Annotated in this window: 19 protein-coding genes; 8 read left to right on the plus strand and 11 right to left on the minus strand. The window is 71.4% G+C overall.

Features of this window, described 5'->3' with window-relative positions; genetic code table 11:
- Nucleotides 1–32: 32 nt before the first annotated feature.
- The 4 genes from ACIBK5_RS43175 to ACIBK5_RS43190 are packed head-to-tail and all read right to left on the minus strand — an operon-like array spanning nucleotide 33 to nucleotide 5,056.
- Nucleotides 33–1,367: an AAA domain-containing protein gene (locus tag ACIBK5_RS43175; RefSeq protein ID WP_399028919.1), complete on the minus strand. Its 1,335-nt coding sequence runs from the start codon at nucleotides 1,365–1,367 to the stop codon at nucleotides 33–35.
- Nucleotides 1,364–2,956 (minus strand): hypothetical protein, encoded by a 1,593-nt coding sequence (locus ACIBK5_RS43180; protein WP_399028922.1) that lies wholly within the window; start codon nucleotides 2,954–2,956, stop codon nucleotides 1,364–1,366. The genes ACIBK5_RS43175 and ACIBK5_RS43180 overlap by 4 nt, the downstream gene beginning before the upstream one ends.
- A complete protein-coding gene (locus ACIBK5_RS43185) occupies nucleotides 2,947–4,068 on the minus strand; it encodes a hypothetical protein (RefSeq protein WP_399028996.1) in 1,122 nt (373 codons plus the stop codon). Before ACIBK5_RS43185 ends, ACIBK5_RS43180 begins: the two co-directional genes overlap by 10 nt.
- Nucleotides 4,019–5,056, minus strand: a complete 1,038-nt coding sequence (locus ACIBK5_RS43190; protein ID WP_399028924.1) for a phosphatase PAP2 family protein — start codon at nucleotides 5,054–5,056, stop codon at nucleotides 4,019–4,021. The genes ACIBK5_RS43185 and ACIBK5_RS43190 overlap by 50 nt, the downstream gene beginning before the upstream one ends.
- Before the next feature lie 189 nt (nucleotides 5,057–5,245).
- Between ACIBK5_RS43190 and ACIBK5_RS43195 the strand changes: the two genes are divergently transcribed.
- Nucleotides 5,246–5,842 (plus strand): histidine phosphatase family protein, encoded by a 597-nt coding sequence (locus ACIBK5_RS43195; protein WP_399028927.1) that lies wholly within the window; start codon nucleotides 5,246–5,248, stop codon nucleotides 5,840–5,842.
- Nucleotides 5,843–5,856: 14 nt separating this feature from the next.
- Here ACIBK5_RS43195 and ACIBK5_RS43200 read toward each other — a convergent pair whose 3' ends face one another.
- Nucleotides 5,857–7,308, minus strand: coding sequence for a hypothetical protein (locus ACIBK5_RS43200; protein ID WP_399028929.1), 1,452 nt, complete (start codon nucleotides 7,306–7,308; stop codon nucleotides 5,857–5,859).
- A 298-nt stretch (nucleotides 7,309–7,606) separates the two neighbouring features.
- On the opposite strand from ACIBK5_RS43200, the gene ACIBK5_RS43205 reads away from it, so the two are divergent.
- Nucleotides 7,607–7,957: a hypothetical protein gene (locus ACIBK5_RS43205; RefSeq protein WP_399028930.1), complete on the plus strand. Its 351-nt coding sequence runs from the start codon at nucleotides 7,607–7,609 to the stop codon at nucleotides 7,955–7,957.
- 64 nt (nucleotides 7,958–8,021) lie between these two features.
- Complete coding sequence (locus tag ACIBK5_RS43210) at nucleotides 8,022–8,891, plus strand: spermidine synthase (RefSeq protein WP_399028932.1); 870 nt, start codon at nucleotides 8,022–8,024, stop codon at nucleotides 8,889–8,891.
- A gap of 89 nt (nucleotides 8,892–8,980) precedes the next feature.
- Here the strand turns inward: ACIBK5_RS43210 and ACIBK5_RS43215 are convergent, their stop codons facing one another.
- Nucleotides 8,981–9,502, minus strand: coding sequence for a hypothetical protein (locus ACIBK5_RS43215; RefSeq protein WP_399028935.1), 522 nt, complete (start codon nucleotides 9,500–9,502; stop codon nucleotides 8,981–8,983).
- 99 nt (nucleotides 9,503–9,601) lie between these two features.
- Here ACIBK5_RS43215 and ACIBK5_RS43220 point away from each other — a divergent pair, with 99 nt between their 5' ends.
- The 5 genes from ACIBK5_RS43220 (at nucleotide 9,602) to ACIBK5_RS43240 (ending at nucleotide 15,050) form a co-directional block, all read left to right on the plus strand.
- Entirely contained in the window at nucleotides 9,602–10,306 is a 705-nt protein-coding gene (locus tag ACIBK5_RS43220) for a response regulator transcription factor (RefSeq protein ID WP_382494342.1), read from the plus strand.
- Nucleotides 10,303–11,703: an ATP-binding protein gene (locus ACIBK5_RS43225; RefSeq protein WP_399028937.1), complete on the plus strand. Its 1,401-nt coding sequence runs from the start codon at nucleotides 10,303–10,305 to the stop codon at nucleotides 11,701–11,703. The genes ACIBK5_RS43220 and ACIBK5_RS43225 overlap by 4 nt, the downstream gene beginning before the upstream one ends.
- A gap of 178 nt (nucleotides 11,704–11,881) precedes the next feature.
- Nucleotides 11,882–13,195 (plus strand): ABC transporter substrate-binding protein, encoded by a 1,314-nt coding sequence (locus tag ACIBK5_RS43230; protein WP_399028939.1) that lies wholly within the window; start codon nucleotides 11,882–11,884, stop codon nucleotides 13,193–13,195.
- Nucleotides 13,192–14,166 carry a carbohydrate ABC transporter permease gene (locus ACIBK5_RS43235; protein WP_399028941.1) on the plus strand — a complete coding sequence of 325 codons (975 nt, stop codon included), beginning with the start codon at nucleotides 13,192–13,194 and terminating at the stop codon, nucleotides 14,164–14,166. The genes ACIBK5_RS43230 and ACIBK5_RS43235 overlap by 4 nt, the downstream gene beginning before the upstream one ends.
- Entirely contained in the window at nucleotides 14,163–15,050 is an 888-nt protein-coding gene (locus ACIBK5_RS43240; RefSeq protein WP_399028944.1) for a carbohydrate ABC transporter permease, read from the plus strand. Before ACIBK5_RS43235 ends, ACIBK5_RS43240 begins: the two co-directional genes overlap by 4 nt.
- A gap of 27 nt (nucleotides 15,051–15,077) precedes the next feature.
- Here the strand turns inward: ACIBK5_RS43240 and ACIBK5_RS43245 are convergent, their stop codons facing one another.
- The 5 genes from ACIBK5_RS43245 to ACIBK5_RS43265 all read right to left on the minus strand — a co-directional run bounded on the left by ACIBK5_RS43245 (nucleotide 15,078) and on the right by ACIBK5_RS43265 (nucleotide 20,223).
- Nucleotides 15,078–16,166 carry a hypothetical protein gene (locus ACIBK5_RS43245; protein WP_399028946.1) on the minus strand — a complete coding sequence of 363 codons (1,089 nt, stop codon included), beginning with the start codon at nucleotides 16,164–16,166 and terminating at the stop codon, nucleotides 15,078–15,080.
- The gene (locus ACIBK5_RS43250; RefSeq protein ID WP_399028948.1) at nucleotides 16,167–16,520 is read right to left on the minus strand and encodes a hypothetical protein; all 354 of its coding nucleotides are present in this window, start codon (nucleotides 16,518–16,520) and stop codon (nucleotides 16,167–16,169) included.
- Between the two features lie 229 nt (nucleotides 16,521–16,749).
- On the minus strand, nucleotides 16,750–18,189 hold the full coding sequence (locus ACIBK5_RS43255; protein ID WP_399028950.1) for a GH1 family beta-glucosidase: 1,440 nt from the start codon (nucleotides 18,187–18,189) through the stop codon (nucleotides 16,750–16,752).
- A gap of 102 nt (nucleotides 18,190–18,291) precedes the next feature.
- Entirely contained in the window at nucleotides 18,292–19,197 is a 906-nt protein-coding gene (locus ACIBK5_RS43260) for a carbohydrate ABC transporter permease (protein WP_399028952.1), read from the minus strand.
- Nucleotides 19,198–19,209: 12 nt separating this feature from the next.
- Nucleotides 19,210–20,223, minus strand: coding sequence for a carbohydrate ABC transporter permease (locus tag ACIBK5_RS43265; RefSeq protein ID WP_399028954.1), 1,014 nt, complete (start codon nucleotides 20,221–20,223; stop codon nucleotides 19,210–19,212).
- Between the last annotated feature and the right edge of the window lies 1 nt (nucleotide 20,224).

A 20,224-nucleotide genomic window follows, 5' to 3' on the forward strand; every position in this document is an offset into this window, starting at 1 on the left:
GAGGTGGTCGGGCAGGGGGCTGCTTGGGCGGGTTACGGGCGCCACGTCACGCGGTGCTCGGCCAGATGCGCCAGCACGGCGTGGTTCGCCTCCCACCCGTCAGGGAACTTCACCACCGTCCCCAGCTGCACCGGCTCCGTCGACGGATAGTCGTCCAGCAGGTCGCTCACCCCAGCTCGGCACACCACGATGCACGCGTGCCGGTGCCGGGAGGCCAGGACGCAGAGGCGGCCTGTCTCCAGGTGGAAGGCCGTGGCGTCGGGGCGGCCGGAGAGGGGGTGCAGGACCACCGTGACGTCGTACTCGCGCCCCTGCAGCCGGTTCGCCGTGTCCACGACCACGGCGGTGACGCCGAGGTCGGCCAGGGCGGCACGTACCGCCGCCGCCTGGTCCCGGTGCGCCGTGCCGACGGCGACGCGGTCGGCGGTGAGGGGCGCCGGGTCCGGTGAGCGCTCCGACGTCGCCGCGCCGCCCCGGTCCAGCAGGCGCCGTACGACCGTCGCCACCGCCCGTACCGCCTCCGGGTCCGTGCGCGGGGTGTGCCGCGCGGGCAGTTCCAGCAGGCCCCAGCCCGACAGGGCCGCCTCGTCGATCACCCGGTCCGGGCCCGAGCCGTCGGAGGGGACGGCGAAGGACAGGGCGCGGTCGCCCGGCCCGGTGCCGCTGCGGAACGGCGTGTAGGGGTAGAACGCGTCCGAGACCAGGGGAGCCGCCGAGGCCGGGAGCCGCCAGGAGACCGGCAACCGGTGCTGGGGCAGCTCCGGGTTGTGCGCGAGCAGGGTCGTCACCGCCGAGGCCGACGGGTCGTAGGCGAGGCCCGCCCACTGCTCGCTGCCCACGATCGCGAACGGGTCCAGCTGCCCCGGGTCGCCCACGAACAGCGCCCGCTCGAACAGCCCGGCCACCGCGAGCAGCGCGTCCGAGCGCATCTGGTACGCCTCGTCGACGATCGCGTGCCGCCACGGCTCGTCGACCTTCACATGCGCCCACTTCGCCGCCGTCGAGAGCACCACCGCCAGCCCCGCGAGGTCACCCGCCTTCGCCGACTTGCGGACGTTCGGCAGATCGTCGAGCGCCTTGTCGTACGGGTCGGCGTCGCTGCTGTGCAGCCGGCCCACCGGCAGCTCGGGGTTCTTCTCGGCGAGCCTCAGGACGAGATCGTCGACCTGGGCGTTGGTCTGCGCCACGACCATCAACGAGTGTCCGGCCTCGGCGAGTTCCAGGGCCGCGCGGACCACCAGCGTGGACTTGCCCGCACCGGGCGGGGAGTCGACGACCACACCGCGCGCGGTGCCGTGCAGCGTGTCGTGGAGGATCGCGTCGGTGGCCTGTGTCGCGGCGGCGGAGGGGTCGAAGACCGTCGTCACAGCACATCCTCCTCCGTCACGGGGTCGGCCGGCTCCAGCGCCGCCTCACCCGGCGGCCCGCCGTGCGTCCACGGCGTCTCCTCCGGGTCGGGCAGCTTCGCGCCGCCCCGCTGCTCGTGCTCGAAGAGCGTGAAACAGACCCGGTCGCCCTTCTCCGGCACCGACCCCGCCTCGGGCTCCTTGCCGCGGCCCATCTTGTCGAGGACCCGCAGCACGACGTACGCGCCGTCCTCCTCGTCCCCCACGAACTCCGCCGACTGCGGCTTCCCGCCCAGCGACCGGTACACCTTCGTCCGCTCGCCGAGATGCGGCCGGTCGTCCGTGCGGACCGTGACCAGAGGGCGGGGGCTCGGCCGCTTGCCCTCGCTGTACGCCATCACGACATCGGTGACCTCGCCCGCGAACGCCTCCCCGGACAGCCGCCGGCCCGCCATCACCAGCGGATCGTCCAGGGCCTCCTGGGCCTCCAGCCGGGCCTGTTCGCGCTCGCGCGTGGCCAGCTTGTTCGCCGCGGTGACCGCGTCGTCGCGGCGCGGCTGCGGGGGCTCGCCGGCCAGGACTCGGTCGCGGTGGCCGGTGAAGGACCAGCGGTCGCGCGTCCACCGCTCCTCGGCATACGCCCCCGCGGGCAGCTCCCGCAGCAGGTCCAGCCCGCGCCAGATCGCATCCCAGGTGGGCCGGGTGCGGCTGAGCACCAGGTCGCGGATCTCCCGCTCGGCGACGGCCAGCGAGCCGAGCCGGTCGTCGGCCTGGGGACCGTCCTCGGCGACGGCGTGGGCGGTGCGGGCCCGGTCGTAGCGCTCGATGGCCGGGGCGAGCAGCTTGTTGTCGAACGCCGGGTCGGTGGCCGGACCGGCCGGGGGACACGTCAGCTGGCCCCGGTCGTCCCGCTCCAGCTCGGCCCGCAGCGCCGCCTCGGCACCGGAGAGGCCCTCCGGCGGGTCGATCCAGGCGAGCAGCGCCCCCAGGTGCTGGTCCTCCAGGGTGGACTGCCCGGTCGCCCAGTGCCGGCCCAGGACGTCGGTCATCGCCAGCAGCAGCGAGGAGCCGGGCACCCGGGCCCGTTCCCCGAAGTGCGTCAGCCACCGCCCGAGCAACGGCACCCGGGGCGGCGCCGGATACGGGGCTTCCGGGTCCTGTTCCGCCGTACGCCGGAAGCGCGTGGAGCGCCCGAGCAGCCGCACCAGGTCGATGCCCGCGCGGCTCGGCACGATCAGCTGCGGGGCGTCCGCGCACAGGTCGACCTCGACCTTGACGCGCTTGCCGGTCTCCGGGTCGGACTCGGTGCGCTCGGCGGCTTCCACGACCTCGGCGTAGGTGTCGACGTACGGCAGCACCACATCGGCCAGTTCGGCGAGGAACGCGAATCTGAGGTCGCGGTCGCGGGGCTGCGGGACGGCCAGCAGCCGTGGTGCGTCCCGGTCGGTGCCGACCAGGGCGCCGAGCGGGGCGCCGGCCTCACCGGCGGTGATGAGCGGCACGAACACCAGCGGGCGGTCGCCGAGATGCCGGTGCCGGACGGTGGCGGCGGGCTGGGCGCGCCCGGTGCTGACGGCCTCCAGCCGGGCGAGGGTGGAGATCAGCGACACGCCGCCTCCAGGGCCTCAGCGCGCAGGGCCGCCGCCCGCCGCAGCGCCGCCACCGCCGGGTCGCCGGGATCCCCGGCCTCCCCGCGGGCCGCCGCGAGGACGTCCTCGACGGTTTCGAGGCCGCCCAGTTCCGCCCGCGCCGGGCGGCCGAGCGTCGTCACCGCGCCCGCCTCCCGGGACCGGCCCCGGCAGTGGAAGGCCAGCTCACACGCGGACAGGCAGTCGGGCGCGTACGTCGCCGGGACCGACTCCACGGCGGATGTCAGCTCGTCTGCGGGCAGCCCGGGGGAGAAGCACATGCCCTCGGGGAGCTCGTCGGCGATGTCCTCGATACGGGTCAGCCGGGCCAGCTGGCGGGCCGTCACCGCACGCTGCTTGCGAATGTCGACGGCGGACGCGGCCGGCAGGTTGGAGAAGTCCCGGGGACAGACGAGCAGAATCCGGTGCCGCACGCGTGGGGCCGGATCCAGATGCTCCGCGACCTCCTCCAGCGCCAGCACGTACACCGCCGCCTGCCGTGCCGCCGCCCCGACCTTCGCCGGGTCCGCCGAACCGTCCAGCAGCGGGAAGGACTTGATCTCGACGACCGTCCAGCTGCCGTCCGGGTGCACCACCACCGCGTCCGGTTCGAGGAACGCCGGGGAGCCCGCGACGTCCAGCGCGAGCATCGGGTGGTCGAGCAGTGTCCACGCGCCCGGGTGCGCGGTGGCCTCGCGCAGCTCCAGCGCCGTACGGGCGGTGCGCCCCTGGGGGCCGGTCGCGGTCAGGTCGGGCACGCGCGCCTCGGTGGGCGGCTCGGCGGCCCGGTCCAGCTTCTCGTGCACCAGCCTCAGCAGCTCCGCGCCGCCGTCGGCCTTGACCCGCGTCTCGAACGCGTTGCCCCGGGTGAGCGCGAACTGGGACTGCCCGAAGACCGACGGCGCACCGAGCGCGCTCGCCAGCTCCGCCTTGTCCACCCCGGCACCGTCGAGGATCGCGCGCCGCGCACAACCGGGGTTGGCGGCCAGCGCCGCCAGAGCGCGCGCGTCCAGTGCCTTCGCGGGTACGTCGGGCCCGCGCAGCTCAGCGAGCCGCTGCCGGAGCGCCGTCCCCCGCGTCCTGGGGGGAGGCACTCGGCTCGGCTCCCGCTCCGAACCGCGCATCGCGCTGCCGTGGAATTCGCTCACCCGCGGAAGTCTGGCATCCGGCACTGACATTCGAGGAACCCGCGGCGGAAGAGGCCGTGGAAGTGGCGGCAGAGGTGGCGGCGGAGGCGGATGCGGAAGAGGCCGTTGAAGTGGCTGCGGCAGCGGAGTTCGCCGTGACCGGCGCGCCCGCCGTGAACCGCGGCACGAACCGTGTCCTGACCCGGTCCGCCGCGCGCATCACCAGCGGCGCCAGCAGCAGTCCGACGCCCATGACGGCCGCGCCGGCGACCGCGTCGAGGAAGTAGTGGTTGGCGGTGCCCATGACCACGATCGTGGTGATCAGCGGATAGGCGACAGCGGCCGTCTTCGCCAGGCGCGTACCGCCGTAGCGCCACAGCATCACTCCGCACCACAGGGCCCAGCCCACGTGCAGACTCGGCATGGCCGCGTACTGGTTGGTCATACCGCCCATGCCGCGCGGTGCGCTGGCCTCGGCGCCCCACCAGCCGTAGGAGCTGTACTGGGCCATCGTGTCCACGAAGCCGTGGCTCGCGGAGAGCAGCCGGGGCGGGCAGGTGGGCAGCAGGGTGAACCCGATGAGGCCGACGAAGGTCGACGTCCACAGCCAGGTGCGCGCGGCGCGGTAGCGCACGGTCCGGGAGCGGAAGAGCCATATGAGGATCGCCGGCGTGACCAGGTAGTGCAGCGACGCGTACCAGAAGTCCGCCGGTATGCCTATCCACGCCTCGTGCGTGAAGAGGCGGTTGAGCGGGTGCTCGGCGTTGAGATACAGCGCCTTCTCGATGCGCAGGATCGCCAGACCGTTGTCGACCGCCCCGGACACGTCGCCCCGCACGAGGAGCCGGCCCGCCGAGTAGCACGCGTACACCAGCAGGATGAGCGGCAGCTCCGTCCACCAGCGCAGCCGGGGCGCAGGGGCCGCCTCGGTGCCCGGTGTCTCGGTGTGCGGCATCCGATCGCCCTCCCCCTTCGTCGTCACGGCTCCCCGCCGGCCGGTCGTGCCACCTTACGGCGTATGTGCGCGCCCTTGGGGCGCCCTCCGGCCCTCAAAGACGCAGAGATCGCCCCCCGGGTTGCCCGCTACCAGCGTGCGCGATGATGGAGGAGTTCCGCTCGCGTTTTTCTCCCGGAAAGGTCCTCCATGGCTCCGCGCATCCTGCTGGCCCGGCACGGACAGACCGAGTGGTCCCTGTCCGGCAAGCACACCGGCAGGACCGATGTACCCCTCCTGGAGGAGGGCAGGCGTGGCGCCAAGCTGCTCGGCGAGCGCCTGCACCGGGCCCCGTACGACGGTCTGCCCGGCGTCGAGGTGCGCACCAGCCCGCTGGCACGCGCGCGTGAGACATGCGAACTGGCCGGTTTCGGCGACCGCGCGCATGCCTGGGACGCGTTGCTGGAGGTCGACTACGGGGCCTACGAGGGCATGACCCCGGCGGACATCCAGGCCGTCCGGCCGGGCTGGCTGATCTGGCGCGACGGCGTCCCCGGAGGCGAGACCCTCGCCGAGGTGACGGCCCGGGCGGACGAGGTGGTCTCCTGGGCACGCTCCGAGGACCGTGACGTCCTGGTCTTCGCCCACGGGCACATCCTGCGCACCCTCGGCGCGCGATGGCTGGGCCTGCCGATCGACTTCGCGGCACGGATACGGCTGAATCCGACGTCCTTGTCGGTCCTGGGGTGGGCGTACGGCGAGCCGGCGATCGAGAGCTGGAACGACATCGGGCACCTGGGCGGCTAGACCCGTCGTTCGGATCAGGTGATCCTCGGCGCCGACGCGTGCCGTTCCAGGAACGCCGACACCCCCGAAGCCCGGCGATGCGGCAACAGCACGCGTGCCGTGGCCGCCAGCATCGTCTGGATGCGGGACGACTGGACCTCCTCCAGCAGATCCAGCACCTTCATCCCCGCCACCGCCGCCTCGTCGGGCCGGCCGCCCCGCGCGAGGTCGTCCGCCAGTTCCGCCGTGTACAGCGCGATGTTCCGCGTGAAGTGCGGATCCTGAAGGTCCGCCGCCCGCCGCGCGTGCCGCGCCGCCCGGGGCCAGTCGCCGAGCGCGGACCAGCACTGCGCCTCCAGGCCCTCCAGTTCGGCCTCTCCGTAGAAGCTCATCCACTCGGGGTCGGCCTCCGAGGTGCCGCGGTCGAAGAAGGTCTGCGCCCGGGCCAGTGCCTGCTCGCAGCCGACGCGGTCGGCGAGTCCCGCCCAGCCGCCCGCCTCGCGCAGCGCGAGCAGCGACATCAGCCGGGCCGAGGCCACGGGCCGGGCCACGCGCTGTGCGGCCTGGGCCGCCCGGACCGCCTCACGCGGCCGGCCCGCGTCGCGCGCGAGGAACGCCGTATTGCAGAAGGCATGCGCCTCCAGGCCGGGATCGCCGGTCATCCGGGCGGTCGCCAGGGCCTCCGCGTAGTGGGAGCGGGCGTCGTCGAAGCGTCCCGAGTCGTGGGCCAGCCAGCCCACGGAGATGGCCAGTTCACCGGCGCCGGAGTAGAGCCGGTCCGCGGTGGTCTGCCGGGTCGCGCCGGCGTCCAGCAGGGCGTAGGCGGCACGCAGCGGGGCGGCCGCGCGACGGTAGAGGCCGTCGGCTCCGTGCCGGTCGTCGAGCAGCCGGATGCGGCGGACCGCTTCTTCCAGGGCACCCGCGTCACTCGCCCCGGAGCGGCGCACGGGGCGCTGTGCCGCCGAGGCGTCGAGGGCGAGGCCGACGGGTCCCAGCGAGGCGGCTGCCACGGTGGCGCCCCCGCTGGTCATGAATGCGCGACGTAGCACGTCGCTCTCCTCGTAGGTGTCGTGCGGGTGGTACGGGTCGTACGGGTTCTGCGTTTCATACGGCTCGCACGCCCCGCTGGTCTCACTCGTGGCGTTCGCCGGGTTCGCGGTGCACGTCAGGGGCGCGTCCTCGGTGTCGCGCGCCCGGCGTCCGCGTACCGACGAGCGGGGCGCGAACCCCAGGTCGGTGAGCGTGCGGCCTGGGAACATATGCAGAAACACCCGTTCGTACGCGTAGTTGGGGCAGCGGATCTCACCCGCCTCGACGCGGCCGATGTACCGCGCGTCACAGCTGACCTGCTCGCCGATCTCGAGGGCGGCCCGGCGGATCACCGCGGCGAACTCGGCCGGCGAGCGCTGTCCACGCAGTTGCCGGAAGGCGAGGTTCGGCCGTGGCGGCCGATCGGGTGGGGACGAGGTCACTGTTGACGACGCCATGGCCGGGTCCTCTCGTGCGAACCGTCGAACCATGCCGGAAATGGGGTGACTTGTACGTGTTGTCCGCAAGGCCACGCCCTGTGTCCGGCGAGCAAGAACGTACCTGCTGTGCCGGAGTCGTCACGCTGGGTTTGGCTACAAACCGGATATCTCATACGTGATCTGCCATGAACTGCCATCCTTTGCGGCTGACTTCCGCCGTAGCCGTTGACGGGCGGCCGCGTTGAACCCCGCGGACCGGGAGGCCCCCGACTTCCGACCGCTCGTCCAAGCAGGGGTTCTCGTGGTGGAGGCCGGGATGGAGATCAGCTGCGATGTCGTGACGGTGCCGGCCCGGCAGGGGCTGGAGGCGGTCGACATCCTCCGGCGCGGCACCGCCGAAGCGGTCGGACCCGTCCTGCACGACGACGGGGGCGGCACCCTGGGGTTCCTGGTCCCGCCCGGGACGGCCGCGGCGTGGGACATGCCGGGGAGCACCTGCACCGGGACCGACGGGCGCGGCATGACCCTGGCCCCCGAGCCGCCGGTGGAGGGCTCGGACTGGCTGCTGCCGCCCGGGGAGGCGGACCTGGCGACGGACCCCGCGGTACTGCGCGAGGCCCTGGGGGAGGCGGCCCGGATGATCAAGGCGGCGGACAGCTGCCGCTGAGGCGCCGGAGCCGCCGCCGGGGAGCGTACGCCCTGCCTACCGGCCGGACCCCGATAATGACCCCATGGGAAAGTCGAGGAGCGGCCGGCGCAGACAGGCCGACGCGGAGGCCGTCGTCGAGAGCGTCGACGGCGGGCTCGCCGAGCTGATCCCCGACCGCGAGCGGACCCGCGCCTGGACCCTGGTGATCGACGGAGCCCCGCAGTCGCACGTCGACCTGGACGATCCCGCGTACCTGTCCTTCGAGTACCAGCGCCGGCTCGGGCATGTCGTCGACCTCGCCGCCCCGCCGGGCCGGCCCGTGCACGCCGTGCACCTCGGCGGCGGCGCGTTCACCCTCGCCCGCTACGTCGCCGCCACCCGGCCCCGCTCCACCCAGCAGGTCGTCGAACGGGACGCCGCCCTTGTGCAACTGGTCCGCCGCGAGCTGCCGTTGGATTCGAACGCCCGGATCCGGGTGCGGTCCGTCGACGCCCGCGAGGGCCTCGCCAAGGTGCCGGACGGCTGGGCCGATCTCGTCGTCACCGATGTGTTCAGCGGGGCCCGGACACCGGCCCACCTGACCTCGACCGAGTTCCTCGACGATGTGCGCAGGGCCCTCAAGCCCGGCGGTGTCTACGCCGCCAACCTCGCCGACGGGCCGCCGCTGACCCACCTGCGCGGCCAGATCGCCACCGCCGCCGCCCGTTTCGAGCAGCTCGCGCTGGTCGCCGACCCCACGGTGCTGCGCGGTAAGCGCTTCGGGAACGCCGTCCTGGTCGCCTCCGACCACCCGCTGCCCGTCGCAGAACTGACCCGCCGCGCCGCCTCCGACCCGCATCCCGGCCGGGTCGAGCACGGCAGGACGCTCACCGACTTCACCGGCGGGGCCGCGCCCGTGACGGATCTCGCGGCGGTGGCGTCCCCGGCCCCGCCGGCGTCGGTGTTCAGATGACCCCGCACGTGACGACCCTGCACGTGACGACCCCGCACGGGACTTGACCCCGCACGGGACTTGACCCCGTACGGCACTCCGTACGTCTCTCAGTAGTTCCCGATCTCCACGCGCGGCGGTCCGTCGTGCCAGGTGCAGAACACCGACACCCGGTCCGCGCCCGAGGAGAACTCCACGCGGATCCACGACTCCGTCTTCCACACCTGCATCGACCAGCCCGCCCCGGGGGTCGCCGAGACCAGCGAGGCGGAGGTCCGCCCGAGGTCGAAGACGGCCCGCCCGCCGTCGGTGTCGTAGCTCTTGACCTCTCCGGGGGCGGAGGCCGAGGCGGGAGCCCTGGGGGAGGGGCTGGACGGCTCGGTGCGGGCCGGGCTCGGCTTCTTCGGGGCGGGCGGTGCGCTCGGGGTGCGCCGCGGCGGACTCGGCACCCGCGTCGGCGTGGCCGACGGCTCCGGCTTCCGCCCGGTCGTGTCGGCGGCCTTGATGGGCAGGGCGCGCGGCGGGTCGTAGGCCGTGCCCGCCATCACCGTGTGGACACCCCACCACGACAGCGTGACCGCCGCGCCCGTGGCGAGCAGCCAGGCCAGTACGTGTACGAGTCCTCTGCGCATCGCGGGCCATACTGCCCCACCCGTCCCACGAGTTGTCCACAACCGAGAGTTATCCACAGGCCCGCACCCGGCTGTTCGAGATGGCGTACGGTGCGGCGCATGGCACGTGTACTCGTGGTCGAGGACGACCAGTTCGTACGCTCGGCGCTCATCCGGCACCTGACCGACGCCTCGCACACCGTGCGCAGCGTGGGGACGGCGCTGGAAGCGCTGCGCGAGGTCGCCCATGTCCGCTTCGACGTGGTGATCCTGGACCTCGGACTGCCCGATCTCGACGGGTCCGAGGCCCTCAAGATGCTGCGTGGCATCACGGACGTGCCGGTGATCGTCGCCACGGCCCGGGACGACGAGACGGAGATCGTCCGGCTGCTGAACGCGGGAGCGGACGACTATCTGACCAAGCCCTTCTCGGTCGAGCACCTGTCGGCCCGTATGGCGGCCGTGCTGCGCCGCGCCCGCTCCGGAGCCGGAGAGGGGGAGCCGTCCCCGGTGATCCGGGTCGGCGGTCTGACCGTCGACCCGCTGCGGCGCCAGGCCGAGCTGGACGGCGCCCGGCTCGACCTCACCCGCCGCGAGTTCGACCTGCTCGCCTTCCTGGCCCGCCGGCCCGGTGTCGTCGTCCCCCGCAAGGAACTGCTCGCCGAGGTGTGGCAGCAGTCGTACGGCGACGACCAGACCATCGACGTCCATCTGTCCTGGCTGCGCAGGAAACTGGGTGAGACCGCCGCGAACCCGCGCTATCTGCACACCCTGAGGGGCGTCGGTGTGAAGCTCGAACCGCCGGGGGCGGAGGTGCCGCGATGAGGTGGGCCCTGGTCAAGGTGTCGCTGGCCGTGACCACCATGGTCGTGCTCGCCTTCGCGGTGCCGCTCGGGCTCGTCATCCGCGAGATGGCCCGGGACCGCGCCTTCTCCAACGCCGAGCGGGAGGCCGCGGCCGTCGCCCCCGCCCTGTCCATCACCACCGACCGCGATCAGCTGGAGCGGGTCGTCGCCTCCGCCGGCTCCGATGCCGGGATGGCCGTGCACCTGCCGGCGGGCGACGGCCAGGACGCCATCGAACTCGGGCGGCAGCGCGCCGCCGACGAGGACATCGCGGCCGTGCGGAAGCTGGGCCGCGCCTCCTCCACCGCTGTCGCCGGCGGCTCGACGCTGCTCCAGCCGGTCGCGCTGAGCACCGGCGAGATCGCGGTCGTCGAGGTGTACGTACCGGAGTCCGAGGTCACCAACGGCCTGGGCACGGCCTGGGCGGTGCTCGCCGCGGTCGGTGTCGCGCTGATCCTCGGCTCGGTCGCGGTCGCCGACCGGCTGGGCGTGCGGATGGTCCGGCCCGCGAAACGCCTGGTCGAGGGGGCGCATGAACTGGGGGAGGGCAAGCTGGGCGCCCGGGTGCCCGAGGAGGGCCCGACCGAACTGCGGCTCGCGGCGGTCGCGTTCAACTCCATGGCCGACCAGGTCGTCCAACTGCTGGCGAACGAGCGGGAGCTGGCGGCCGACCTGTCCCACCGGCTGCGGACGCCCCTGACCGTGCTGCGGCTGAACACCGCCTCGCTCGGCGACGGACCGGCAGCCGACCAGACCCGGACCGCGGTCGAGCAACTGGAGCGCGAGGTCGACACGATCATCCGCACGGCCCGGGAGGCCAAACCGCAGACGGCGGCCGCCGGTCCCGGCGCCGGGTGCGACGCGGCCGAGGTGGTCCGGGAACGGATGGCGTTCTGGTCGGCGCTGGCGGAGGACGAGGGCCGCAAGTGGCGGGTGGCCGGTGCCGAGCGGCCGGTGCGCATACCCGTGGCCCGCGCCGACCTGGTCGCCGCGCTCGACGCGCTGCTCGGCAACGTCTTCCGGCACACCCCGGAGGGCACCGCCTTCGCGGTCGACCTGCACAACGGCGAGGACGCGGTGATCGTCCTCGTGTCCGACGCGGGCCCGGGCATACCCGACCCGCAGGCCGCGATGGCGCGGGGCCGCGGTTCCGGGAGCGACGGCTCGACCGGGCTCGGCCTGGACATCGTGCGCCGGCTCGCCGAGTCGACCGGCGGGGACGTACGGATCGGCTCCTCCGTGCTCGGCGGGACCGAGGTGCGGATCTGGATCCAGCTGGACGGGAGAGCACCGGTCGGCGGGGGGCACCGCGGGGCGGTGCGACGCCGGCGGCCCGGCAGGCTGGCCGCCGCCTACCAGCGCTCCCGCTCCGCCTGACCGAGCCGCTCTCACGGGTCGGTCACGTTTCGACAAATGAAGTCAACGGCTCTTGACGCATGACCGGACATACGGCTGTCATTGCGCCACCGTGTTCGGTCAAGTTGATTTCTGGTTGATTACGACCGGATTTCAAGCCACACCCCTCGTGACCGAACCCTGCCCTCAGGAGCCGTTCATGCACGACCTCTCCCCCTCCGGACTCGCTCTCCCCGCTCCCAGCCGCCGCACCCTGCTGCGCGGCGTCGGTGGCGCCGCCCTGCTCGGCGCCGGCATACCCCTGCTGAGCGCCTGCGGCGGCAGCGGTACGGCAGCCGACCCGAAGACGGTGACCCTCGGCTCCAAGGCCTCCGACCCGGTGCCGAAGAAGGCCTTCGCCGACATCTACGCGGCCTACACCAAGCAGTCCGGCATCAAGGTCGACGTCAACACGAAGGACTCCAACACCTTCCAGGAGCAGATCAACGCGTATCTGCAGGGCACGCCCGACGACGTGTTCACCTGGTTCGCCGGCTACCGCATGCAGTTCTTCGCGGCCAAGGGCCTCGCCACCCCGGTCGACGACGTGTGGCAGAAGATCGGGGGCAACTTCCCGGACGCGATGAAGGCGCTCAGCAAGGGCGAGGACGGCAAGTACTACTTCGTGCCGCTGTACACGTACCCGTGGGCGGTCTTCTACCGGAAGAGCGTCTTCCAGGAGAAGGGCTACGAGGTCCCCACCACGTGGGACGACTTCGTCGCCCTGTGCAAGCGGATGCAGAAGGACGGCCTGGTCCCGATCGCCTTCGGCGACAAGGACGCCTGGCCCGCGCTCGGCACCTTCGACCAGCTCAACTTCCGCAAGAACGGCTACGACTTCCACGTCGACCTGATGGCCGGCAAGGCGTCCTGGACCGACGCCAAGGTGAAGGCCGTCTTCGACCTGTGGACCGAGATCCTCCCCTTCCATCAGGAGGGCGCCGTCGGCCGTACCTGGCAGGACGCGGCCCAGACGCTGGTCGCCAAGAAGGCCGGCATGTATCTGCTGGGCACCTTCGTGGCCCAGCAGTTCACGAACAAGGCCGACCTGGACGACCTGGACTTCTTCGCCTTCCCGGAGATCGACCCGGCGTACGGGCAGGACACGGTCGAGGCGCCCACCGACGGGTTCATGCTCAGCAAGAACCCGAAGAACAAGGAGGGTGCGGCCAAGCTGCTGGAGTACCTGGGCGGCCCGGCCGCCGAGGAGATCTACCTCAAGTCCGACCCGAGCGTCGTCGCCGCCTCCACCAAGGCCGACACCTCCGCGTACACGCCCCTGCAGAAGAAGGCGTACGAGATGATCGGCGGCGCCAAGAACCTCACACAGTTCATGGACCGCGACTCCCGCCCGGACTTCACCTCCACGGTGATGCAGCCGTCGTTGCAGAACTTCGTCCGCAACCCCAAGAACGTCGACAGCATCCTCTCGTCGATCGAGCGCCAGAAGAAGACGATCTTCGCCTCCGCATGAGCACCGACACCACCACCGAGAACCCGGAGGCGGCCGCCGAGCCGTCTCCGGGAGCCGCTCCCCGCAAGAGCCCGACGGGCCACCGTCGCCTTCTCACCCGCCGCGACCGGATCACGCTCGGTCTGATGGCGGGCCTCCCCACGATCCTGCACGTCCTCCTCGTGTGGCTCACCGCCCTCGCCTCCATCGCGCTGGCCTTCACCAGCTGGAACGGCATCGGCTTCGACTCCATCCAGTGGGTGGGGCTGCAGAACTTCAGGGAACTGTTCACCAACAACCCGCAGTTCTGGCCGGCCGTCGAGCACAACGTCGTCTGGTTCGTGGTGCTCATCCTGCTGCCCACGCCCTTCGGGCTGTTCCTCGCCGTGCAGCTGGACAAGAGGATCCGCTTCAGCCGCGTCTACCAGACCGCGTTCTTCCTGCCGGTCGTGATGTCGCTCGCGGTGATCGGGTTCGTCTGGCAGCTGGTCTACAACCCCGACACGGGCCTGATCAACAGCGTCATCGGCGCCAACAAGCCCGGCCACTACATCGACTGGATCGGCGACCCCGACCTCAACCTGTGGGCCGTACTGATCGCCGCGTCCTGGCGGCACGCCGGCTACATGATGATCCTGTACCTGGCCGGCCTGAAGGGCGTCGACCCCGCCCTGCGCGAGGCCTCCGCCCTGGACGGCGCCAACGAGTGGCAGACGTTCAAGAACGTCGTCTTCCCCACCCTTAGGCCCACCAACACCGTCGTCCTGGTCGTCACCATCATCGAGGCGCTGCGCGCCTTCGACCTGGTCTTCGTCTTCAACAAGGGCGCCCAGGGCACCGAACTGCTGTCGATCCTCGTGACCAACAACATCATCGGCGAGTCCAGCCGCATCGGATACGGCTCCGCCATCGCCGTCGTCCTGCTGGTGATCTCGCTCGCGGTGATCATTCCGTATCTGATCGCCACCTTCCGGAAGGAGCGGCGCGCATGAGCACCGTCGCAGGCGCTCCGAAGCAGCGCACCCCGATCCGCCCCGCCCGGATCCTGCTGCACACCTTTCTCGTCGTCACGGCGCTCGCCTGGCTCGCGCCGCTGCTGTGGGCGGTCCTCGCGGCCCTGCGGCCGTACGCGGAGACCAGCGAGAAGGGCTATGTCTCCTGGCCCGACAAGCTGACCCTGGACAACTTCACCAACGCGTTCACGCAGTCCGAGATGACGCACTACTTCGTGAACACCCTGATCATCGCCGTCCCGGCGGTGCTGCTGACGCTGCTGCTGTCGTCGATGGTCGCCTTCTACGTCAGCCGCTTCGACTTCCGGGTCAATCTGTCGCTGCTGCTGCTCTTCACGGCGGGCAATCTGCTGCCCCAGCAGGTCATCATCACCCCGCTGTACCGCCTGTACCTGCTGATCGACCTGCCCGGCATCACGATGAGCGGCAAGCTGTACGACTCCGCGCTCGGCCTGGTGCTGATCCATGTGGCGTTCCAGTCCGGCTTCTGCGCGTTCGTGCTCAGCAACTACATGCGCTCGCTGCCGCACGAGCTGACCGAGGCCGCCCTGGTCGACGGCGCCTCCGTCTGGCGGCTGTACTGGCAGATCGTGCTGCCCCTGTGCAAGCCCGCGATGGCCGCCCTCGCGACCCTGCTCTCCATCTGGATCTACAACGACTTCTTCTGGGCCATCGTGCTCATCTCCACCGGCGAGAACATGCCGATCACCTCGGCGCTGAACAACCTCTCCGGCCAGTACTTCACCGACCCCAACCTGGTCGCCGCCGGCGCCCTGCTCACCGCGATCCCGACCCTGATCGTCTACTTCGTGCTCCAGCGCCAGTTCGTCAGCGGCCTGACCCTGGGGGCCAACAAGGGCTGACCCGTCCACGCGATCGAGTCTGGGAGGTCAGCGCCTGGAGAACACCGGCGTCCAGCGGCCGCCGTAGTGGAGGTCGGCCTTCCGGAAGCCGGACAGCGGGGTGACGCTCTTTCCGTCCAGGCCCACCAGGACCAGCTGGTTGCGGAACTCACCCTTGCCGGGGTCGCACCGCTCGGGGTCGCATCTCCATGCGATGAGCGAGTCGTCGTCGGCCCAGGCGAGCAGTTGCTGGCCGGGCACGAGCGCGACCCGCCTGCCGTCGCTCGCGTCCAGCACCTCGGAGACGATCCGGCCGTCATCGCCCGCGAAGTTCCCCGTGACGAGCTTCTTGTCAGGGGAGAGGAGCGCCCCGGGAGCGCCCAGTCGCGCCTCCTGTTCCGGAGCGGGCACCTCCTTGCCGGCCACGTCGTAGAACACCTTGCCCGTCTCGTTCGCCCAGGGCTCCCACACCAGGGTGCTGTCACGGCTCCAGAGGAAGTCCTGGCGTCCGCCGCGGGCGCTGGACCCGCGGTCGGCCTTCCGGGGCGGGAGCTCGGTGAAGTCCGCCCGTCCGGAGGCGACGTCGACGACGTAGAAGCCGGTCCGGCTCGGCTCCGGCCCGAGAGCGTCCGGGTCGCGGCCGTAGGCGGTCGCCACCAGTCGCTTGCCGTCGGGGGAGAACCGCACCCCGCCCACGCCCCGGTCCACCTCGATCCAGCGCTCCACCTTGTGCGTGGCCGGATTCAGCAGTCCGATGCGGTCGGCCGGCAGACCGCGCTCCAGCACCGCGGCGGTCTTCATCCCGGGAGCCACGTCGAGCCAGGCCCAGTCGGTCTTCCGGTAGCGGCCGGTGGTCGTGTCGAGCAGACTCCACTCGTACGCGACGGCGCCGTCCCCCTTCGGCTGCCGCACGGATCTCGAGGTGAAGTACGCCGAGAGGGCGACCCTGCCCGCTGCGATGCGGTCCCGTGGCGGCGACTGGTCCGGCCGTGCCCGGACGTCCGGGGCCGGGAGCCCGCTCGCGGACCGCTCCGGCGAAGGGTCACCCCCGGCCGTGGCCAGCGACACCGCCACCCCGCACGCGACGACCGCCGCGACGGCACCGGCCACCACGGTGCCTCGGATCGTCGTCCTCATCTACTCGTTGAACCACTCGGACTTCACGTCGTAGCCGTCGCCGTTCCACGAGAGCTGCATCTGGTACGAGCCGGACTGACCGACGTCGTAGCCCTTCTTGCCGCAGCCGGAGTCGCCGCCGTCGGTGATGTAGAGCTTCTCGTTGTAGTTGTTGTCGATCAGGCGGCCCGAGACACCATGGCCGTCGGCCTTCGTGTCGCAGACCTTGAACATGTCTCCGTCGTCGATGAAGGTCATCGTGCCCCGGCCACCCGGAAGCGAGATCTTCTTGTCGCTGTCGAGAGTGGAGAAGTCGGAGGCCTGAGCCGTCGACGTGGTGCCGACGAGGACCGTGGCCACAGCCGCACCGGCCATGGCTATACGGGTGAACGATCTGAACACTGCACTTCCCTTTCACCGCAGGACTGCGGAGCAGCCCCACGGCCCCCCGCCCTGATCGACATCGACCTTAGACACATCATGATCAAATGGGAATCGAATTCAGGTCATGTGCGACTTAACGGAATTCGGGATTCCAGAAACGTCGGGGCGCGGCACCCCCCGTCGGGTGCCGCGCCCCTTTCCCCGTTCCCCCAGGGATGGCCTACGCGGCCGGCTCCAGTGGCGGCAGCGCCCCGGTGCGCGCCGCCTTCCCGTACCACAGCGCGCTGGACTTCGGCGTCCGCTGGAGCGTCGCGTAGTCCACGTACACCGCGCCGAAGCGCTTGCCGTAGCCGTACGCCCACTCGAAGTTGTCCAGCAGGGACCACAGGAAGTAGCCGCGGACGTCCGCGCCGTCGGTGATCGCGCGGCGGACCGCGGACAGATGGCCGTGGAGGTAGGAGACCCGCTCCGGGTCGTGCACCCGGCCGTCCGAGTCGATCTTGTCGTCGTAGGCCGCGCCGTTCTCCGTGATGTACAGCGGCAGGCCCGGCGCTTCCCGGTGGTAGCGCATGATCAGCTCGTGCAGACCCGTCGGGTCGATCGTCCAGCCCATCTCCGTGCGGTCACCGGGCGTCTGGTGGAAGGCGACGTCGCCCGCGGCCGGCCACGGCGAGTGGTCGCTCGCCCCGTGGCCGTCGGCGCGCGGCGCCCGCGCCGCCGCGTCCGCCGCCGAGACCAGTGCCGGCGTGTAGTAGTTGAGGCCCAGCGCGTCCAGCGGCTGGTTGATCAGGGGCAGGTCGCCGTCCAGGACATAGTCCCAGTCGGTGAGTTCCGCCGTCGCCGCGTACAGCGACTCCGGGTAGGCGCCGTGCAGGATCGGGCCGTGGAAGACCCCGTTGGCCAGGTCGTCGATCTTCTGGGCCGCCGCCAGGTCCGCCGGGCTCTGCGAGAGCGGCCGCACCGTCGCGGAGTTGAGGGCGATCGCGACCTGGTTGCGGGCCGGCATCACCGACCGCAGCGCCGCCGCGCCAAGCCCGTGCGCCAGGTTCAGATGGTGCGCCGCACGCAGTGACGCCGCCGGATCCGTACGGCCCGGCGCGTGCACCCCCGACGCGTAGCCCAGGAACGCGCTGCACCACGGCTCGTTGAGCGTCATCCACTGCTCGACGCGGTCGCCCAGCGCCTCGCCGACGATCTGCGCGTACTCCGCGAAGCGGTACGCCGTGTCGCGCTCCGGCCAGCCGCCCGCGTCCTCCAGCTCCTGCGGCAGATCCCAGTGGTAGAGCGTGACGGCCGGCTTGATGCCCTTGGACAGCAGCTCGTCGACCAGCCGGCGGTAGAAGTCCAGGCCCTTCTGGACGGCCGGGCCCCGGCCGGTCGGCTGCACCCGCGACCACGAGACGGAGAAGCGGTAGGCGCCCAGGCCCAGGTCCGCCATCATCGCCACGTCCTCGCGGTAGCGGTGGTAGTGGTCGACAGCGATGTCACCGTGGTCGCCGCCGACGGTCTTGCCCGGCGTATGGCTGAAGGTGTCCCAGATCGACGGCGTACGGCCGTCCTCCCGCACCGCGCCCTCGATCTGGTACGCGGAGGTGGCCGCGCCCCAGACGAAGGCGGGCGGGAAGGTCACCGCGGTGGCCGGGTTCTCGGAATCAGGCATGGAAGCGCTCCCATTGGGGGTCGTGGAGAGGCGACGGTGGAGGGAAGAGAAGCGAGGGGCCGAGGCGGCGATGACCCGGCCCCCGGGAAAGGAATGAGGGCGTCAGCCCTTCACGGCGCCCTGCATGATGCCGCCCACGATCTGCTTGCCGAAGATCGCGAAGACCAGCAGCAGCGGCAGCGTGCCCAGCAGCGCGCCGGCCATGATCAGGGACTGGTCGGGGGTGTACCCGCGGCCCAGGCCCGCGACCGCGACCTGCACGGTCGGGTTGCCCATCTGGGTCAGCACCAGGAACGGCCACATGAAGTCGTTCCAGGTCTGCACGAACGTCAGCATGCCCAGCACGGCCATCGCCGGCCGCGCCGCCGGGAACACCACGTGCCACACCACGCGCCAGCTGCTCGCCCCGTCGACCCGGGCGGCCTCTATGATCTCGTCCGGCAGCGCCTGGATCAGGTACTGCCGCATGAAGAACACACCGAACGCGCTCACCAGCGACGGGAAGATCACCGCCTGCAACTGGTCCGTCCAGTCGAGCTTGGCGACCATCATGTACAGCGGGATCACGCTCAGCTGCGGCGGCACCATCATCGTGCCGATCACGATCAGCATCAGCGCGCCGCGGCCCCTGAACCGCAGCTTGGCGAAGGCGAAACCGGCGATCGTCGACAGGACGACGATGGTGGCCGCCGAAACCCCCGCCACGATCGTGGTGTTGAGGAACGCCTCCCCGAGGTTGGCGTCCTTCCAGGCGATCTCCAGCTTGTCGAAGAGGCCGGAGCCGAACCAGAACGGCGGCGGCGTCTCGGCGAGCCGCTGATTGTCACGCGAGGCGGCGATCGCCGTCCACACCAGCGGGAACAGCGAAACGATCGTGAACAGGATCAGGATCGCGTAGGCGATCGGACCGCCGTGCAGCTGCCCGCCGGCCCGTGCGGACTTCGGTAGCCGGGGGCGTTTGGAACTCTCGACGGGCTTGGTGTCCGGGGGCGTCACAGTCGTCGTCACGGCCACCACTCCTTAACTACTGGCGCGCAGCCGGCGCGAGATGACGTAGTTGACGATGCCGATGACGATCAGGATCAGGAACATCGTCCAGGCGATCGCCGAGGCACGGCCCAGGTGCTGGGCGACCCAGCCCTGCTCGTACAGATACAGGCCGAGCGTCTGGAACTGGTGCTCCGCGCCGCCCGAGGTGCCCTTGTTGGCGTCGAACAGCAGCGGCTCGCCGAAGACCTGGCTCGCCCCGATCGTCGAGACGACACAGGTGAACAGGATCGTCGGGCGCAGCGACGGCAGCGTCACATGGATGAACTGCTGCCAGCGGTTGGCCCCGTCCAGGGCCGCCGACTCGTACAGATCCTGCGGGATCGCCTGCATCGCGGCCAGGTAGATCAGCGCGTTGTAGCCGGTCCAGCGCCAGATGATGATCGTCGAGACGGCGATCTGCGAGGGCCACTTGTCGTTCTGCCAGTCGAGCGGGTCGATGCCGGCGAAGTCCAGCGCCCAGTTGATCATGCCGTAGTCACGGCCGAAGAGCAGCACGAACACCAGCGAGGCGGCGGCGATCGACGTCGCGTACGGCGCGAGCATCGCGACCCGGAAGAAGGTCGAGGCCCGCAGCTTGTAGTTGAGGATGTGGGCGATGCCCATCGCCATCAGCAGCTGCGGGACGGTGGAGATGATGCCGATGGTCAGGGTGTTCTTCGCCGCGTTCCAGAAGAAGTCGTCGTCGAAGATCCGGGTGTAGTTGCGCAGCCCGACCCAGTTCATGTCGGTCGGCGCGGTCAGCTCCACCTGGTGCAGCGAGGCCCAGCCCGTGTAGACCAGCGGAAACAGGCCGAACGCGACGAACAGCAGGAAGAACGGGGACACGAAGGCGTACGGGCTCCAGCGGATGTCCCGCTGCCAGCGCCGGGACAGCCGGTCCCGGCGCCGCCGCTCCTTCTCCACGGCAGCGTCGCCCCCGGGCGGGCGGCCCGGGGCCGCGCCCCCCTCCACGGGGGGCGCGGCGGTGTCGTGACGGGTGGCCATA

Origin of the sequence: Streptomyces sp. NPDC050546 (genome assembly GCF_044457425.1) — a bacterium.
In the GTDB taxonomy this organism is placed as follows: Bacteria; Actinomycetota; Actinomycetes; order Streptomycetales; family Streptomycetaceae; genus Streptomyces.

Excerpts from the sequence above, each read along its gene's own strand:
- ACIBK5_RS43190 (WP_399028924.1), bottom strand. The coding sequence starts at position 5,056 with ATGCCGCACACCGAGACACCGGGCACCGAGGCGGCCCCTGCGCCCCGG.
- ACIBK5_RS43195 (WP_399028927.1), top strand. The coding sequence starts at position 5,246 with ATGGCTCCGCGCATCCTGCTGGCCCGGCACGGACAGACCGAGTGGTCC.
- ACIBK5_RS43200 (WP_399028929.1), bottom strand. The coding sequence starts at position 7,308 with ATGGCGTCGTCAACAGTGACCTCGTCCCCACCCGATCGGCCGCCACGG.
- ACIBK5_RS43205 (WP_399028930.1), top strand. The coding sequence starts at position 7,607 with ATGGAGATCAGCTGCGATGTCGTGACGGTGCCGGCCCGGCAGGGGCTG.
- ACIBK5_RS43210 (WP_399028932.1), top strand. The coding sequence starts at position 8,022 with ATGGGAAAGTCGAGGAGCGGCCGGCGCAGACAGGCCGACGCGGAGGCC.
- ACIBK5_RS43215 (WP_399028935.1), bottom strand. The coding sequence starts at position 9,502 with ATGCGCAGAGGACTCGTACACGTACTGGCCTGGCTGCTCGCCACGGGC.
- ACIBK5_RS43220 (WP_382494342.1), top strand. The coding sequence starts at position 9,602 with ATGGCACGTGTACTCGTGGTCGAGGACGACCAGTTCGTACGCTCGGCG.
- ACIBK5_RS43225 (WP_399028937.1), top strand. The coding sequence starts at position 10,303 with ATGAGGTGGGCCCTGGTCAAGGTGTCGCTGGCCGTGACCACCATGGTC.
- ACIBK5_RS43230 (WP_399028939.1), top strand. The coding sequence starts at position 11,882 with ATGCACGACCTCTCCCCCTCCGGACTCGCTCTCCCCGCTCCCAGCCGC.
- ACIBK5_RS43235 (WP_399028941.1), top strand. The coding sequence starts at position 13,192 with ATGAGCACCGACACCACCACCGAGAACCCGGAGGCGGCCGCCGAGCCG.
- ACIBK5_RS43240 (WP_399028944.1), top strand. The coding sequence starts at position 14,163 with ATGAGCACCGTCGCAGGCGCTCCGAAGCAGCGCACCCCGATCCGCCCC.
- ACIBK5_RS43245 (WP_399028946.1), bottom strand. The coding sequence starts at position 16,166 with ATGAGGACGACGATCCGAGGCACCGTGGTGGCCGGTGCCGTCGCGGCG.
- ACIBK5_RS43250 (WP_399028948.1), bottom strand. The coding sequence starts at position 16,520 with ATGGCCGGTGCGGCTGTGGCCACGGTCCTCGTCGGCACCACGTCGACG.
- ACIBK5_RS43255 (WP_399028950.1), bottom strand. The coding sequence starts at position 18,189 with ATGCCTGATTCCGAGAACCCGGCCACCGCGGTGACCTTCCCGCCCGCC.
- ACIBK5_RS43265 (WP_399028954.1), bottom strand. The coding sequence starts at position 20,223 with ATGGCCACCCGTCACGACACCGCCGCGCCCCCCGTGGAGGGGGGCGCG.